Consider the following 16,988-nt stretch of genomic DNA (forward strand, 5'->3'; position numbering starts at 1 on the left):
GGATCACCGATCAGCCCTTTAATGGGTTACGCGCTACTACTCGGCATCAGCAATGGCTTGCTGGAATTCCGCCATTAGATCTGCGCCAATTTCATTGGCAAACTCATCGTGCACCGACGCTGTCGACTCTCTGAAAGCCGTCAGTTGGGCATCATCCAGTGTGCTCACGTTAGTGCCACTGGCTTCGATAGTGGCAATGTAGCCCGTTTCACGGCGGGCGGTTTCTTCACGCTGGAATGCGGTGGTTTCACGTGCAGCGTCCGTCAATAGCGCCTGGTTTTCAGGACTTAAGCTATCGAACCAACTCTGGCTAAACAGAAATGCATAGGCTAGATAAGCGTGGTTGCTGATAACCACATCCGACTGCACTTCATAAAATTTCATTTGTGTAATCGATACCAGCGGATTTTCCTGGCAGTCGACAATGCGTTGTTGCAGCGCGTTGTAAGTTTCGCCGAAGGCAATCGGTACCGGGTTAGCGCCCATCGCTTTAAACTGTTCCATGATGATAGGGCTTTGCATCACGCGTACCTTTTGGCCTGCGAAGTCTTCCGGGCCATTAACGGGTTGGTCGCAGGTAAATTGCTTGAAACCACTTTCCCAAAAAGTAACCCCCTTCAGCCCCACCTGTTCCACAGTCGCCAATAGATCATCACCGGCCTGCCCATCAAGAACGGTGTGGGCGATATCGGGAGAAGGGAACAAGAAAGGCAGATCGACGATCTGCATGGCGGGAACGAAGCCCGATAACTTGGCGGTCGGAATAATGGCAGCTTCCACAGCTCCCATCTGCAACTGTTGGGTGACTTCGACATCATCACCGAGTGTGTTATTAGGGAAAATTTCTACTGAAATCTCACCGCCGCTTCGCTCAGCCACCATGTCCCTGAAGCGCTCAGCCGCCAGGTGCTGTGCGCTATCTTCAGGCAAATCATGGTGAAACTTGATATTAATATCGGCGCTTGCCATACCAGTATGTGCCAAAGCACCCAACGCGAAACTACAAGCGAGAGCCTTCAGCTTCATATTCTTAAATTGCTTTTTCATGGTGTGATCCTTGCCATTGCGCCCATTCAGAAAACACTCTTCATGGAGCGAGTTAAGTAACTATTTACTTACTTAAAGAAATAGCAATTATCATGCCACCTTGAAAAATGAGAGATTCTGCGGGTTGTTGAGCGTACCGACGCATAAATTCGCACCAACTTTGTGCTGAAGGACTCAATATGGTGCGAATTTATTCGGGGCCTGATGCCACCTATCAAGCCATCGTCCTCTTAGTCAATTCTTGGCAGGATCGGGCCGGGAGCTCTTTGCCGCCCGGCAGTGTTTGAACAGCTTTTGCATCGAGGGCTTGGGGGTCGAACAGAGCGCGCTACTTGAAGGCTTTGAGGCAGCGCGCAGTTACTCCGTTACAAAGACGGCCAGCGGTGCTATTCCCAAATATACATAAGCCGACTGCTCATTAAGCCAAGCTCTGACGGCCGGATCAGGTTCGAGTTTCATCGCCTCGGAAATAACATTGGTATCAAGAACGATCATTCAAACCTCATCGGGTCGCGAGCTAAAGCTCGCCTCCCACAGGTCAGACCGCCAGAAATAACGAAGAGCCAAATTAAGGCATTACATTCAGTTTCTACGGCCAATTGGCATTACGATCCAAGTACAACACTGTCTGAGGCATTATAAGCAATCTAGATTAGCCATTATCATCATACTCGGATTAAAAAATACGGATTATAAAGCGCTCAAATACCGCTACTATAAAGATAATTAAAGACAAAAGGAGGCTTACTTATGTCTCGTGAAGGATCGCACTGCCCCTCGTGTCATATTGGTTTGATTGTAGGGGGGCACTGTAATAACTCTAAATGCTTGAGCAGTCCGTTTTACACACCAGGTGGTAGAAAAAATGGTAATGGAAAGAAGTTAGTGCCTCCTAAGAAGAAAGGCAGTTGGTCAACAACACTATTCCTTCTCATTATCATCGTGGTTATATTTGCCTTTTTGAACAAATAGAGATATTTATCGATTATTTACTTTACGGTTGAATGCAGTGTCAGCGTGCGGCTACCTTGAGCACATGCTCGCGCATCCAACTGAGGCGCCAATTATGGCGGGTTTGCTGCTACAGCAGGCAGCGCGGGACATACACGATCTGGTAGGTTTAGAGGCCCCACCTTGCTGTGGTACATAACATCCGGAACGGTAAGGTGGCGCGATCTGTCGACGAAAGGTTCACTGAACATAATACGGCTATCAAAAAACTCTGCACAGTGAATGCGAGGTTTATAGAACAGCTTTTTAGATCACTATTAGTGAGCCTATTGGCTACATTATGAACCCGCAATGTTATACCTGCGTAAGAAGGGTCGCGTTCAACMCTCCCTCAAAAGTTGCTTACTCATAGGATTAAGCGACTGCTTTTTGGCCAAAAGGCAATCAGGTTGCGGTCATCCCCGCTTCTTTGCTCAGCGGGCACTACTGATCCACTTCAAGCGACTATGCATTACTGAGTATGAGCCATTGCATCAGATTCTTTCGTGGCATGGGAATGTCTGCCATCCTCAGCAGCCAAATACAGAAAGGGCAGTCACTTAGACGGCCCTTTCATTTTACGTGTTATGAGTGTGTATCGCCTAAGTGACGACGTAGCCACGCCTTGACATCGACGGTATCGATGCCCTTTTTATGATTATAAGTTTTTGATTTTTCCCACCACATACCGGAGCCGAGGGCGAATGCGGCACGGTAACGTAGCATTACATCATCCGGGGTAAGAGCGAGTTGGTGATTAAGCTCATCAAGGGATAACTCGACACACTTGACGGGTTTGCCTGTTAGCTCTTCGACGACAGCGGCCAGTTGGCCGTACGAAAGCGTATCGCCAGCGACAAAGACAACTTCGTTGGAGATGCGAGGATCCTCAAGATATATCTCGGTCGTTAGGCGACCAATATCCTCGGGTGTAGTGACCGTAACACGCGTATCCCAGCTTCCGAGTGCTCGGACGGTATTGGTCTCAAGGTCGACTACCCCAAAGGCAGGCTCGAACAAAAAGCTCGTAAACATCCCTGTTGAGATAATTACCCATTCTGTTTTTTGCTGTGAGCGTAGTAGCTTTCTCACTTCATATTGCTCGTCGAACACAGGCTGGCCGCTGCCTTTCCCAACGATGTCGTAATCGACCCCGAACTGCCAGGGAAAGTATCGTGAGACACCTGCCTTTAGGACTGCGTGCGCAATCTTTGTCTGTGTGCCAGATCCCGCCACGAACCCCGTACAGCAGATAACCGTATGAAATTCAGAAAATAATGCGGCTAGGTTAGCTTCAGTTCCATCAGACAAGTCGAAGGGAATGATCTCGACCCCATGCATCTCAAGCTCATTAGTGCTGTTCTTTTTGTACGCATCCGAAGATGTGGTGAAACCAGGTTCAACCAAGACGCAGACAGAATCAGAGTTAACCCTGGAGATCATATTTCTGATCACTTGCATACCGAGCTGGCCAGCGCCAAGAATAAGAACTTTTCCAACATCGCGGTTTTCGGTAACGGGCATGTGTATCACCTAGAAAGTATTCAATTGAGGTATCGTTGTTATTCAGGTTTCAGCAAAGGTTATGCATGGATCCAGTAAACCATCGGTTGATTGCTGCCTGAAACAACTCTCAAGCAGGCTAGATGCGAATGCATGGATTGTTAATGGCTATAGTTGGAAAAGACAATTCGGAATATCTAAATAGCGTGCCCGTTAAAATTATTGGCATTTATAGAAAAGCATTTTGCTTTTAATGGAATTAAAAGTAGTCAAGTGAACGTCTACCATGTGGGCAATGTTTTATTGATAGAGTTGCTCCATACCAATGACTTATTCTCCAACAGCACAAGTAGACTCACGAATCCCTGCCTTGGGCTATGGCTTGTGGCAGATACCCCCGGAAACGAGCGCCGAGCTGGTCAGTCGCGCTTTGCAGACCGGCTATCGACTGATTGATACAGCGGAGGCTTATTACAATGAAGAAGGGGTTGGCGAAGGGATTCGCGACAGTGGCGTAGCGCGTGAAGAGATCTTTGTGGCCACGAAGGTATGGAATACTCATCACGGCTACACTCAAACCCTACACGCCTTCGATGCCAGCCAGCGACGACTAGGCCTTGAGTGGATCAACATGTATCTGATGCATTGGCCCTCACGAATGCGTGATACCTATGTGGAAACATGGCAGGCAGTGATCCGCCTGCGTGACGAGGGCCGGGTCGGTGCCATCGGCGTTTGTAACTTCTCTGTTGGGCAACTACAACGCTTGATGAAAGAAACGGGGGTGACACCGGTACTCAATCAGGTTGAATTACACCCTTTCTTCCAGCAGAAGGAACTGAGAAAGTTTCACCGCGAGCAAGGCATCATAACCCAATCATGGAGTCCATTAGGTTTGTGGTGGCAGAAACCGAATCCTAGCTTATCGCCGCTGCAAGCCCCCCAGATACTCAAACTAGCAGAGCGGTATGGGAAGACTCCTGCTCAAATCATTCTGCGTTGGCATCTCGATAGTGGCCTAGCGGCAATCTCGAAATCCGTGCGGCCTGAACGTATTGTAGAAAACTTTCAGCTATTCGACTTTGCTCTGACGCCTGAAGAGACGAGGATGTTAGCCCAGCTGGACCGCCCTGATGGCCGCCTAGGGCCAGACCCAGAAACGGCCGATTTTTGACCCAACGAACCCAGCATTCGTTATGCTACCTAATCAGACGTTAGAGAGAACGCAACATGGATCGGCTGCAAGCCATGCAGATATTTGCCCGAGTGGTTGAGATGCACGGCTTCAGTAAAGCCGCAGAGAACCTGTCCATCCCTCCCTCTACGGTTACTCGCGCTATTAAGGAACTAGAGAATTTCCTGGGTGTGAAACTGCTCCAGCGTACCACGCGACACTTGAACCTGACCCCAGATGGCAGCCTTTACTACGAGCAATGTCGTCGTTTACTGACAGAGCTGGAAGCTGTCGAGGCCAGCTTTGCCGGTAGCGCCGGACGAGCCAAAGGCAAGCTACGCGTCGGCATGACAGCCTCAATGGCCCGCTTATTCGTATTGCCTGCCATTAAGACGTTCCAAGCCCGTTATCCCGATATAGAGTTAACCCTGACGATGAGTGACCGAACAGTAGAACTGGTTCCGGAAGGTATCGATTGCGTTATTCGAGCAGGAGTACCTCAAGATTCTCCCMCCTTGGTAGCGCGCCGTATTGCGAGCTTTGAATGGTTAACGTGCGCCTCACCTGGGTATTTGAAAGAGCACGGTGAGCCACAGTCATTGGAAGATTTGAAGCACCACCACGCTGTCGGTTTTCTGCCTGGGCATCAAGGGCGATCAATGGATTGGCGCTTCGTGGTTAATGACGAAGAGCGAGTCGTACGGATGTCCGAGAACTTAATCGTTAACGACACTGACACCTATATCGCTTGTGGCCTGGAAGGCTTAGGCCTGATACTTGCAGCAAGTTATATGGTGCTGCCGCACCTTCATAGTGGAGAATTGCAGCGAGTACTGAGCCACAGCCAAGCTCCCGCAGTGCCCATATCGGTTATGTATCCACAGAACCGCCACCTATCACCCTCCGTGCGGGCATTCGTGGATTGGGTCATTGAACGCATACAACTTGCCGAACCACGGTGGCAAATTAGCAATATCATTTAAAGGTTTGCGCTCGCCCCCCTTGCTGTCCGGCACACGACTGTTGCCTAGGCAGAGCGATGCTTCGCAACGTGGGTACTACAGCTCACGGCTCCAAACTTGACCGACAAGATCCTTGCCGAAGCTGTGATGGGGCGTTTCCTCAACCAGTTCGAAACCCGCCCTTTCATAGATCTTTCGCGCACCAATAAGAACACTGTTGGTCCACAAGATGATTTTTTTATAGCCAGCTTGGCGGGCGAATCTTAGGCATTCATCGACAAGACGGCCACCTATTCCAAGACCGCGGGCGCAGGGATCGACATAAAGTAACCGCAGCTTTGCGGTCGCTTCGTCTTCCCTAACGACGAACACGGAGCCAACGACGCTGCCTTGCTTCTCGACGACCCAGCACCGTTCCCATTGCGGGTCATAATCACGCAGATACTTGGCGACGATGTCTGCTGTCAGTGCTTCATATTCACTGTTCCAGCCGTACTCCTGGGCATACAGAACTGCCTGTCGATGGACGATCCATCCCATATCGCCCGGCTGCGGGTCGCGCAGCATGTAACTCGAATCGGTATCGCCAAGCAGGCTCTCAATTTGATGCATTGCCTCAATCAACTGGTTTTGCTCAGGCTCCGAAAGCCGCTTGAGCATGGCAACAACTTCGCGCTGCGACGCATCACTCAACGGCAGGTAAGTTTCCCGCCCATGATCAGTCAATTGCAGTTGCGCCGCCCGGCGATCGGAGGGCAAGGGGATTCTGGTGATGAGCCCCTTCTTCTCGAAGCCTTTCAGCACCCGGCTCACGTAACCGGCATTGAGCCCCAGCTCCCGGCAAATATCTGAGCTGGTAAGCATCGGCCGATGCGCCAGCTCATACAGAATGCGAACCTCCGTTAACGAGAATGGGCTTTCCAGCAGATGCTCGTGCAGCACACCAATCTGACGCGTGTAGAAACGGTTGAAGCTTCGCACCGTTCCAGCTCGCTCATGCAAGCGTTGTTCTGCGGCCATGGAAGAGGCCTCCAGTTAGTTGCTTTAAGCACATAATTAATTGCTTTAAGCAACCATGTCAACAAGATCTCATAAGAAACTACTGACAAAATAAATGAAGCTCTCTCGACTGCGCGACGCCCTGAATATCAAGCGCCACACATCTCCCAAACAGGCATCTCCCAAGCAAGCAACACTCAATGAACAAAAACCATCACCACCAGCACCATGGTCAGCAATAGCAAGTACACCCTGGCATGAAGACGGTCAGGAATGCGTCCGATCCAGGTCGMTGCCAAGCAGATACCGAGCCATGAGCCCACTGCCAATACCAACAAGGCGCGCAGATCCACATAACCGGCATACCAGTCCCCCACCGCTGGGTGATTTGCCGACAGCAACACATACGTCGCGGTGCCACTCACCGCCATGGGCAACGACAACGGATTGGCCATGGCAGTAGCTGCCGTCATACTCGCGCCTCTACGGCGCATGAGCGGTACGGTCATCACACTGCCGCCAACGCCCAGCAAGGCGGCCACCGCACCAATCACTGTCCCCGTCATCGCCGTTACCCCACGMCCCATAGGATGCACATCACTCTCCGCCTGATGCAGAAAACCGGGTCGCAGAACAGCATCCGCAATCGTAATACTCAGATAGCCGATAAACGCCCAGCGCACCCACTCGCCACTTAATGACACGGCAGCCGCCGCGCCAAGCACGGCTCCCATGGCAATATAGACCACCAGCGGCCGCACCAGGTGCCATTGCACGGTTTGTCTTAGATGGTGGCGCCATGTGGACAGGGAAGCAGCAAAGATCATCAACGCCGTCGAGGTGGCTACCGCGATATGCATGGCCGCCTGACCGATACCACTATCCGGCCCGTGGACGTAAATCAGCAGGGKATACAGCAAGGGAACCACCACAAACCCACCACCGAAACCGAACAATACGGTGGTCACTCCCGCCAACCCGCCACAAAGCAGCAATACGCTATACACCGGCACTCTCCTGATGAAACCAAACAGCAGGCACTATATGCTGGCAAGGATTGGCCGACATTCGTCGTTCGGACAACCATCAACGCGTTTCAGCCAGGTTAACGCTAATGCTCAATACGCCTCTTTCAGATGTGGATCATGTAGCACGGCCCGTGGTGGCCATCGGCACTGACTACCGCCCCGGTACCCTCCTCGACTTTCATACCCATCGACGTGCCCAGTTTCTCTATGGCATGACCGGCTTGATGGAAGTCAATACGGATGACGGTACCTGGATGGKGCCGCCCTATAGCGGCGTCTGGTTACCTGCGGGCAAGCGCCACCAAGTGCGCATGAATGGGGTGAGCACCCGAAGCTTGTATATCGAACCCCACGTCGCGCCACGTGCTTCGAGCAACTGCGAGGTGCTGGTCGTGACGCCTCTCCTGCATCACCTGCTGCTGGCTTCCGCCCACATCCCCGCGCTCTATGATGAAAACGGCCGCGATGATGCCCTGGCTAAACTACTCCTATACGAACTGGAACAGGCTCAGGCCCTGCCACTATTTGCGCCTTTGCCCCATGACCTTCCGCTCGCCCGCCTGTGCAGAGAGTTTCTCGGCCAGCCGAGCATTCACACTCTTCCGGAGGAGTGGGCGCGGCAGTTACATTGCAGTCAGCGCACCTTCAATCGTCTATTCCGTCAGCAGACCGGACTCTCCTTTGGCGTATGGCGCCAACAGGCCTGCCTGATGGCGGCAATTCCCAGGCTGCTGTCTGGCAGTTCCGTTACCCGAACCGCACTGGAACTTGGCTACGACAGCCCAGCCGCTTTCTCCAGTATGTTTCGCAAGGTGCTCGGTCAATCTCCCAGCGCTTTTGTTCGGGCGGCTAGTCGCCAAAAGGAATAACTTCCTTAACAATACCTAGCTTTTCCACTTACTCTTGGGCAATGTGATTACCCCTTGCAGATAAGGCGCCACGCGGCCTTTGATAATCACGCGCTCGCCTTCCACGCTGCAGCTGAGCGCGCCTTTTCGGGCGCCGCCCTGGCGTGCGGTTAGCGTTTGCTTGCCTAACCGCTTAGCCCAATAAGGTGCAAGCGACGTATGGGCCGAGCCTGTCACCGGGTCTTCTTCAACGCCCACCTTGGGGCCAAACCAACGGGAAACAAAGTCCACATCATGGCTTTTAGCGGTGACCGCCATCCCCCGCCCCGGCAGCTGTTTAAGCTGTTGCATATCCGGTGCTAACGACTCAATCAACGTCGCATCATTAATCACCACCACGATATCGTCAGAGATCAGCAGCTCTTGAATGTCGATGCCGTTGAACGCCGCCGCTACCTCAGCGTGCATTGCCAAGGGTTCTAGCGTTTTCGCGGGAAAATCCATCGCCAGCTCGTCACCCTCACGCTTTACCAATAACTGCCCACTGCGGGTCTGAAATTGCAGAGTTTCTGAGCTATCACCTAGGGCATTAAAAATTACCCACGCAGCAGCTAAGGTGGCGTGACCGCACAGATCCACTTCTACCGAAGGGGTAAACCAGCGCAGATGGTAGCCTGCCTCCGTAGGTACAAAAAACGCGGTCTCGGAAAGGTTATTCTCCGACGCAATGGCTTGCAGTAGCGCATCATCCAACCATACTTTCAGGGGACAAACGGCCGCGGGATTACCTTCAAAGGGCTGGGAGGCAAAAGCATCTACTTGGTACAGGTCAATTTGCATGGCATTAGCTTCAAGAAAAAAGTTGGGTGGACATAAGGTTTATCAAAAAGCGATATAGCACACTATGAGTGAGCGCATTTAAAAATGTTTAAACTCCACAGCCAATAGGCCGAGCTCTTAACTACGGGGTAATACTCTACCTGTGTGTTTGCCATTCGTATTTTCCAGACGAGCCGACCATTCGCGGCTCCACCAACCAACACGTATTTCCCCCAGTCCCCCACCTGCCCTAGCATCATTTCCAGCTCATGACGTTGTTCAGCATGTTCGGTGGTGTTTTCGTTTTTCAGCTTGATGAGCTTCTCTTCACCGTCAACACGAGATGATAAATTATAATTTATCTAATATATTACGTCACTCTAATAACGTGATCCCTTAAACCCCAACACTAATTTAAGAAATTTTATGAACAAAGAACATATAAGATATACGGCGAGGTTATTTTCAGCGGCTTTCACAGTGATACTACTAGTGGCGGGCAAACCAAGTTATGCGACCAGTTTAGAGCCGGAAGATGGTTCACAGCGCCAGTACTATATTGGTATGCGCTCTGGCACAGGGGCCTCGGATACTATCACCGATAAGCTAGCTATCGAAAATATCGCTCGCTACGGCCTCAGGACACGAAACAACCATGCGCTTACCCTAAACATCGAGCCACGTTTTCTACGAATCACCTCGGGTGTCAGTGACGTGCTGTATGAAAGTAACCGGTCTAAAGAGCGCGAGCTTACCAGCGCAAGTACAATGGAAACTGATTTTGGTCTTGAAGTAACCAGCGATGGTAACGCCACACCCAATACAGAAAACAGCGCGTTCTGGAAGACAATAAATTCGCGGCAAGACGCATTCACTTCTGAGCAAGTGGGACAGGCACTCAGCATTCCTGGCCTAATAACTTCACTACCGTTGGAGGTGGGTGCAACGGCCGCTTTAAATGGTTTGCCGTCGCTTCCTGAAATGACACTGACGGTAACTGAGATAACTGACGAATGGATCACTGCCGATATCAGCGCGTCGGAGCATACGCAACCGGTGGTTTTACCCGTTGGAGCCGATGAAAGTGAAGTAACGGCAAACCTTGTCGAATCACATGGCCGCATACGCATTAACCGCGATACCGGCTGGCTCGAGTCGCTGGCGCTTTTTATTGAGCAAGCCGTTCATCATGGCGAGCGGACGGTGCCAAGACATTTACTCCTATATGTAACGGCCCTACCCGACGATACCGCTACCGGCGAGAACTTCCTCGACCTTTTGCGCTTCAGTTCTTCCGGACTGCCTACTAGTCTCAAGGACGATCCCACAACTTACGAGTTCGAGTACACGCTTCCTCAGGTCGAGACTAAAGCGCCCCTAAATAATACCCAGCCGACTGATGATATCGAAACACTCTTTCCTGATCGCGACCAAGCGATCTATAGAATCGATGAAGGAGACAATGTGCTGATACTCAGAGTGCCTTTTAATATCGAAGATCATCAAACGCCAGGCTACGCAAGCTTAAGCGAGCTAACGCTGACGGATGCTCAAGGAGAGAAAATCGAGTTCCCTCTGTTGACCACCGATGTCCTCCAAGGAGTAAGAAATACCGACGGCGTGACCATCGAGATAAGACTGAAGCCATTGGGGTGGAATGAAGTCGACTGGGGTGCTATCCACGGCGTATCGGCAACGCTTGCTTACCGTACTTATACGGTGGAAGAGCAGCTTTTTATCGAACTAGCCGATACGCCCCAAGAGATAACCAGGGGCGAGGCAACAGCAAAAACAATTCCGCTCGAAAGTGAGCCCAACCAATGGCGCTTGGTGCTTGAAAATCAACAGGATCAACTCATGATTGATCGCAGTGCGGGTTATAAAGACATCAATGCGTTCTCTACCTCCCGACTATACGATTCACCGCTGTCACTGACCGAAAAGAGCTTTTTGTATGGCATAACGGATCCTTTGTCTTGGGTTATGCAATTAAGGCTTGAAGGTGATCCCCAGCGCTTTCCCTTAATCCACGTGAAGTACGCAGACGTGCCAGAATACGTTGATGTCACATTTGAGCCAGGGCTATCCGCGAGGCGTTTGATGGATTGAAGGAGCGCAAGGCCGTCACGCTGGCAGCCGATATGAAGAATTTATCGACAAGCGTGCTCCATGCCTGCAGAGCAGAAAATGAGCCTATCACGGTGCCTATTCGGCTCAAGGGCTAGTCATAATGTGTTCCACACCTCGGCAGAACACAAAAGCAAATTGGAGGCACTACGGTGGAGCCTAACCCAAGATGCCGTAGAAACTAGAGCCGGTGTATTCGCAGACGTTTTTTCGACGGATGCCTTAATAAACGGTTTAGATAGCGAAATGCGATGCTTCAGAAAGGGCAGCCAATTGGACTGCCCTTTCTTTCGATGCGCTATGCACGAAAACCAGATACGTAATAAAAGCCAGATCAGCGCTTACCTTCAACACGCAGCTCAGCCACTTCATCTAGCGCCAAGCCTATCGCTTCAGCAATCTGCTCATCACTCAACACCTCACGCAGCCAACCCAATAACGCCTCGCTGCCTGGGCGCTGAGGTGCGCCTTGACGTGTGTATAGGACAATAGCATCGTGCTGGGGCGATGGGTGTCCGGAATCAGTGAACCACTACATAAAGCTGTTTAGTGCCGTAAAGTTGGCGCGGATCCTCGTGTAAACCAACTACTCGCCAACCAATGAAATTGGCTGGGCAAAAAGTTATTATCCAGCTAAATAATTTTTCTACCGAATTCATGCACTTTTATATCCTCTAACTGGACACTCTATGCATAACCTATGGATTCCCGTCGTCGCCATTTTCGTCGTTGCTGGCCTGGTATTCGGTAGCCAGGCCTATTCCGAGGCCCAGCGTGATGCCCACATCGCCGCGACTATATCTGAACGCCTCGACAGTCAGGCACCGGCCGAAATTTCCCACTTGACGCAAGTCAACAAGGGCTATGGGGTGTGCGGCGACTATGAGCTTTCAAGCGCCGAGTCCGGTCGTTTCTACTACAATCACGCCACCAAGCGCCTAGTGTTGGGCACCGATGCCCCGCTGTATCACGACAACTGCGAGGGCGTCTCTGACTGACCCCTTAGAACCTGTTCACGATCTTTTCAGCAGTAAAGTGATTGCGCACAAACCCCATACCCCTCCTCACGCAGCGCTTTTCTATGCCGCTGCTTTAGTGGCCCTTTTACCCCTCGAAACTTCCACCATATTCTCTCGGGACGAGATCAGTCTCTTCATCGCCAGTCCTGATAAGGTTGACGATCATTTGCGCGACCAATGACGGTGGGTGAGCTATCGAAGTAGCCCCATCTTCTTGCTCCTGTGCGGTGCTCAGGCCTGATTTCACCGAGCCATAGAACTCGGTCGCTGTCATGAAAGGGTGTATCAACGAGACGGTGATGCCTGCATCCTCCAGCTCAAGCCGTGCAACTTTCGAGATCATGTTGAGTGCTGACTTTGAGCTCGTATAAGCAGCCGAACCGGGGTAAGTCGCTAAAGTCGCGCCCGAGCTAACATTGACGATGCATCCGGCTCCTTGTTTGCGCATAAGAGGGATCACCGCTTGCATCATAATCAGTGGTGCAACTGTATTTAGATTGAGCAGTCCCCGAAAATCTTCAATGGCGATGTCTTCAATCGAGGCATATAGCCCCTGTCCTGCATTGTTGATCAAGACATCGATTCGACCATACCTCCCCTGCGCAATCTGGACAGTTTTTGTAACCTCGACTGGGTTGGTGACGTCGCAGGGTAAGGCAAGAACATCATTTCCCAGCTCTATCGCCAAATCGTCGAGCCTATCTTGACGTCTCGCCAACAACACAGCACGCGCGCCAGCTTGAACGACCGCGCGAGCTGTCGCTTCACCAATGCCTGATGAAGCCCCCGTCACAAGGACTACCGAATTTTTAATTTCCATAGCGTATTCCCTTTCTGTAAGACGTGAAGTTGTGAAAATAAACAGGGCTGTAACGCTAGAGCGTCCATGAAAGAGCCCAACGGGATCGTCAATATTTATAACAGTGCACCTAAACGGTGGCGTGTCTATTCCAGCCTATAAATTGCACATTCCTGCTTAATTCATGGATGCGCCATGCAAGCCATGCTAGAAGTAATGACATGAATAATTCGATTGAAAAACTCAGATCGCTTGTAGAGAAACGTGCGAAATCCGTTCTTACCCAAACTCATATCCCGCGTTTGGATATTCTCCGGGTTTGCGCACCGACCGAGCTTTTTCCTGAGATCTATCAGCCCCTGATTAGCCTGATCCTGCAAGGTAGCAAGAGGATTGTCATCGGAGATCAAGTCGTCAACTATCAGGCAGGACAAAGCTTTATTTCATCCGTCGAGCTGCCCGTGATTGGAGAAGTCGTAGAATCGAGTCCGACCACTCCCTACTTGGCTTTGCGCCTATCTCTCGACCGAGCTTTAGTCACAGAGATGTTATGCAAGGTTGATAGTCCTTTGAGCATGTCTGAGACGAGAGGCTTCTGCATTGACCACGTGAGTGACGATCTTGCTGATGCTTGGTACAGGATGGTTCGCCTTACCGATCAGCCGGAGGATATAGCCTTAATCGCGCCTCTCATCGAACGTGAGATCCTGTATCGAATGCTGCGCGGCCCACAAGGTGCGGTGCTAAGACAAATAGCAGGCATCGATGATCGCTTTTTCCAAATCCGGAGTGCTATCACATGGATTCGCCAAAATTACGCAACGGCATTCCGGGTTGAGGAGCTTGCGGCGACAGTAAATATGAGCCCTTCAGCTTTTCATCGACGCTTCAAAGCGACGGTTAGATTGTCGCCTCTTCAGTATCAAAAACAGATCAGACTCTATGAAGCGCGCAGAATACTCTTCACTGAATCTGGCGGTGTCACCGCCGTCGCTTTATCGGTTGGCTACGAGAGTCTGTCGCAATTCAGTCGAGAATATTCTCGGCTGTTTGGCGCGCCCCCTGCGCGCGACATAAGAACGCTTCGCCAAGATGCACGAGAGGGAGAGCCAACAGAGTTCACTGATCCCGACACTTTCAGTGCTCTGAGCCGTTAAAAAGCACCACCGCAAACACCGGCGTAAACCCTATTCGACATGCGCCTTCTTAACAGGAAGTAGGTGCACCACGCCCACCACCACCGAGCCCACCAAACAGCCAATCACCGCAGAGCACAGTGTATTGAAGCTCCAACCCAGCGTGCCGCCCAAGGCACCGGTTGCCTCGCTAATACCATGCTCAATATGGTGTACCCACTCATAGGGCGCGTTGAACCAACCCGTACCATCGGCACCTAGATTGGCCATCAGTATATGCCCACCCACCCAGAGCATGGCGACAGTACCCACGACCGAGATGGTCGCTAGCACCTTAGGCATATGGCTGTCACCAGACCACGGCCCAGTGTCTGCATTCCCGAACTATCCCCCTGGGCGAGCCTCAGGCCGATATCATCCATCCTGACCAACAGCGCCACTACGCCATACACCAGAAGTGTGATGACAAACGCGACCACCACCAGGCTAACCATCTGCGACCAGAACCCTTGATGGGAGACAGTGGCAAGCGCGATCACCATGATTTCGGCGGACAGAATCAGGTCGGTACGAATGGCGCCACCCACGATCTGTTTCTCGGCCTCTGGCCCCTTCTCTACCGCTGGCTTATCGTCGTCATGCTGACCAGAGAGCTTGTGCCAGACCTTCTCAGCGCCCTCAAAGGCCAAGTAGGTGCCGCCCACCATCAGGATGATCGGCAATAGCGCGGGCAAAAAGTGATTCAGCAGCAGCGCCACCGGCAGGATAAAAAGCAGCTTGTTGCGAATCGACCCCAGCGCGATCTTCTTCACAATCGCCAGTTCCCGCTCCGCTGTTACCCCCTGCAAATATTGCGGCGTCACCGCTGTATCATCGACCACCACCCCGGCCGCCTTCGCCGTCGCACGCCCAGCGGCGGCACTCACATCGTCCAATGATGCTGCGGTCAACTTCGCCAATGCGGCAATGTCATCCAGTAATCCTATCAAGCCGCCTATGGCCATGGATGCTTCCTCCGTGAATAACAGGTGCAGATAGTAGAGCACAAAGCGGCTGGGTAAGAGCACCAATAAGAGTAAGTATCGGGCACGACAGCCCAAAGCAGCCCTGCTGGCCCTTGCTAACGGCCATTCTGATGATAAGCGACCATGCCCGCGTATTTGTTAAGCTGGATATGGTCGCTTGGTGGGGAACGTCAGGTAGCGATCTGCGGTGAAGTAGCAGTTGCCTGCCCTGATGGCTCCACCATTGCCGCCTCTGCCGAGGAGAACTGTTTAGAAGGTTTGGTTAGCAAATAAATCTGAGCGCCAACGCTGATAGGCAACAGGCTGAGACCGACTGTTTTGGCCAGTAGAAACAGCCACTTATTATCATAAAACTCGTTTACTGCCAGCCAGACCGTACCGCCTCCGATGACGACTATCAGGGCTATACCCCAGCAGAAAATTACCGCCGTAGCATCGGTGAAACTGTTTAATCGCTTGACGATTAGCGTGAGGATCCAGATACCTCCCAACACTGCCAGTAGCAGCAGGAAAAAGCCACCGGTCTGCAACGTTGACTCGGCTGCCCCGTAGTAATCCATCACTGATAGGTTGTTCAAACGCCAAACCATGATGCCGCTAATTGCGACGCCCATTACGCTGATCACCAAATGGGCAAACAGGTAGCGACGCAAGAAGGCCAGGCAGTCCAACTGCTTTTCCGCAGGCATATCCGGGCGCTGACGCATGAGCGCATGTGACGGTTCGACGTCGCGGAGAGTGCATAACGTGAACCCCATTAACAGTGCCACGATGCCAATGATTGCCAGCACTCCTATCAATAGTAGCGGGTACCCTAAGTACTCCTCTATACGGTTCGATGACGCCCAATTGATCATTAAGGCAATAGCCCCTAATGAGTAGGTGCCGATCCCGGCGAGGCTACCCCAAACGCGACCGAAGGCATTGATACCCACGACGATGTGCAGAACAATCAACGCGAGATCTATGGATACGTACGGAGTGAAATAGCCCTCCCAAAAAAAGACGTCATTATAGTAGCGTGGTGCCATGTCCCATAAGAAATTGTCTTGGAGCAAGAGAAGAGCACTACCTATCTGTAAGCTCAATAACAGGTAGGCAGCCAGCCAGTAGCGGTGCCGATCCATGCGCGGCTCGCTCTTTGAGCGGAACCAGTAAAGTTCTTTCAAGATGTGAAACATATCATTCCCTTGGTATTACAGTAACATTCGAGGTGGGCGTACAGATGCTGAACAACAAGCAGGATATTGACCAGCAGTTGTTGAAGCGTGTTTACAAGATCATTCAAACTTTGAACACCTCCAATAAGCCCGAACCAATCATACTTTGCTGCTACTCCTCTTTGTAGTCTAATTCAATTTATTTAAACACACTGGCGCTTTATCCATTTATTCAGCTCTTCAGCGCTGGGGTTGGAAGTCACTTCTTGGGTTGGGCCAGAATATGCCTTGCCCAACCGCAGCAGGAATGACATTGATGGCACTCAGCTTCTATACGATTCCTTCCCCATAT

At 51.5% G+C, this 16,988-nt stretch carries 16 protein-coding genes; 6 read left to right on the forward strand and 10 right to left on the reverse strand.

Annotated elements, in window-relative coordinates:
- Positions 1–36: 36 nt before the first annotated feature.
- The 3 genes from HALO_RS18765 to HALO_RS18775 all read right to left on the reverse strand — a co-directional run bounded on the left by HALO_RS18765 (position 37) and on the right by HALO_RS18775 (position 3,561).
- Positions 37–1,047, reverse strand: coding sequence for a TRAP transporter substrate-binding protein (locus HALO_RS18765; protein WP_035576900.1), 1,011 nt, complete (start codon positions 1,045–1,047; stop codon positions 37–39).
- 357 nt (positions 1,048–1,404) lie between these two features.
- A complete protein-coding gene (locus HALO_RS18770) occupies positions 1,405–1,542 on the reverse strand; it encodes a hypothetical protein (protein ID WP_231896755.1) in 138 nt (45 codons plus the stop codon).
- Positions 1,543–2,622: 1,080 nt separating this feature from the next.
- A complete protein-coding gene (locus HALO_RS18775; RefSeq protein WP_035576899.1) occupies positions 2,623–3,561 on the reverse strand; it encodes an aromatic alcohol reductase in 939 nt (312 codons plus the stop codon).
- A gap of 304 nt (positions 3,562–3,865) precedes the next feature.
- On the opposite strand from HALO_RS18775, the gene HALO_RS18780 reads away from it, so the two are divergent.
- Positions 3,866–4,714, forward strand: a complete 849-nt coding sequence (locus HALO_RS18780) for an aldo/keto reductase (protein ID WP_035576895.1) — start codon at positions 3,866–3,868, stop codon at positions 4,712–4,714.
- 56 nt (positions 4,715–4,770) lie between these two features.
- Positions 4,771–5,697, forward strand: a complete 927-nt coding sequence (locus HALO_RS18785) for a LysR family transcriptional regulator (RefSeq protein WP_050713847.1) — start codon at positions 4,771–4,773, stop codon at positions 5,695–5,697.
- Between the two features lie 75 nt (positions 5,698–5,772).
- Here the strand turns inward: HALO_RS18785 and HALO_RS18790 are convergent, their stop codons facing one another.
- Together HALO_RS18790 and HALO_RS18795 are read right to left on the reverse strand one after the other, a co-directional pair.
- Positions 5,773–6,696 carry a bifunctional helix-turn-helix transcriptional regulator/GNAT family N-acetyltransferase gene (locus tag HALO_RS18790; RefSeq protein WP_035576890.1) on the reverse strand — a complete coding sequence of 308 codons (924 nt, stop codon included), beginning with the start codon at positions 6,694–6,696 and terminating at the stop codon, positions 5,773–5,775.
- 176 nt (positions 6,697–6,872) lie between these two features.
- Positions 6,873–7,682 carry a sulfite exporter TauE/SafE family protein gene (locus tag HALO_RS18795; protein ID WP_050713848.1) on the reverse strand — a complete coding sequence of 270 codons (810 nt, stop codon included), beginning with the start codon at positions 7,680–7,682 and terminating at the stop codon, positions 6,873–6,875.
- A 107-nt stretch (positions 7,683–7,789) separates the two neighbouring features.
- On the opposite strand from HALO_RS18795, the gene HALO_RS18800 reads away from it, so the two are divergent.
- Positions 7,790–8,572, forward strand: coding sequence for an AraC family transcriptional regulator (locus HALO_RS18800; protein ID WP_050713849.1), 783 nt, complete (start codon positions 7,790–7,792; stop codon positions 8,570–8,572).
- A gap of 15 nt (positions 8,573–8,587) precedes the next feature.
- Here the strand turns inward: HALO_RS18800 and HALO_RS18805 are convergent, their stop codons facing one another.
- Positions 8,588–9,391, reverse strand: coding sequence for a PhzF family phenazine biosynthesis protein (locus tag HALO_RS18805; RefSeq protein ID WP_035576884.1), 804 nt, complete (start codon positions 9,389–9,391; stop codon positions 8,588–8,590).
- 405 nt (positions 9,392–9,796) lie between these two features.
- Between HALO_RS18805 and HALO_RS18810 the strand changes: the two genes are divergently transcribed.
- Both HALO_RS18810 and HALO_RS18815 read left to right on the forward strand, forming a co-directional pair.
- The gene (locus tag HALO_RS18810) at positions 9,797–11,479 is read left to right on the forward strand and encodes a hypothetical protein (RefSeq protein ID WP_152561119.1); all 1,683 of its coding nucleotides are present in this window, start codon (positions 9,797–9,799) and stop codon (positions 11,477–11,479) included.
- Positions 11,480–12,186: 707 nt separating this feature from the next.
- Positions 12,187–12,495, forward strand: a complete 309-nt coding sequence (locus HALO_RS18815; protein ID WP_035576879.1) for a hypothetical protein — start codon at positions 12,187–12,189, stop codon at positions 12,493–12,495.
- A gap of 106 nt (positions 12,496–12,601) precedes the next feature.
- Here HALO_RS18815 and HALO_RS18820 read toward each other — a convergent pair whose 3' ends face one another.
- Positions 12,602–13,336: an SDR family oxidoreductase gene (locus HALO_RS18820; protein ID WP_035576876.1), complete on the reverse strand. Its 735-nt coding sequence runs from the start codon at positions 13,334–13,336 to the stop codon at positions 12,602–12,604.
- A gap of 200 nt (positions 13,337–13,536) precedes the next feature.
- Between HALO_RS18820 and HALO_RS18825 the strand changes: the two genes are divergently transcribed.
- Entirely contained in the window at positions 13,537–14,472 is a 936-nt protein-coding gene (locus HALO_RS18825) for an AraC family transcriptional regulator (RefSeq protein ID WP_035576873.1), read from the forward strand.
- Positions 14,473–14,502: 30 nt separating this feature from the next.
- Here the strand turns inward: HALO_RS18825 and HALO_RS23580 are convergent, their stop codons facing one another.
- The 3 genes from HALO_RS23580 to HALO_RS18835 form a co-directional block, all read right to left on the reverse strand.
- Positions 14,503–14,793 (reverse strand): DUF808 family protein, encoded by a 291-nt coding sequence (locus HALO_RS23580; RefSeq protein ID WP_231896756.1) that lies wholly within the window; start codon positions 14,791–14,793, stop codon positions 14,503–14,505.
- Complete coding sequence (locus HALO_RS18830) at positions 14,778–15,455, reverse strand: DUF808 domain-containing protein (protein WP_231896757.1); 678 nt, start codon at positions 15,453–15,455, stop codon at positions 14,778–14,780. Before HALO_RS18830 ends, HALO_RS23580 begins: the two co-directional genes overlap by 16 nt.
- Positions 15,456–15,646: 191 nt before the next feature.
- Positions 15,647–16,603, reverse strand: a complete 957-nt coding sequence (locus HALO_RS18835) for a hypothetical protein (protein ID WP_152561118.1) — start codon at positions 16,601–16,603, stop codon at positions 15,647–15,649.
- Positions 16,604–16,988: the final 385 nt, after the last annotated feature.

This window comes from Halomonas sp. R57-5, assembly GCF_900070345.1.
Taxonomy (GTDB): domain Bacteria; phylum Pseudomonadota; class Gammaproteobacteria; order Pseudomonadales; family Halomonadaceae; genus Vreelandella; species Vreelandella ventosae_B.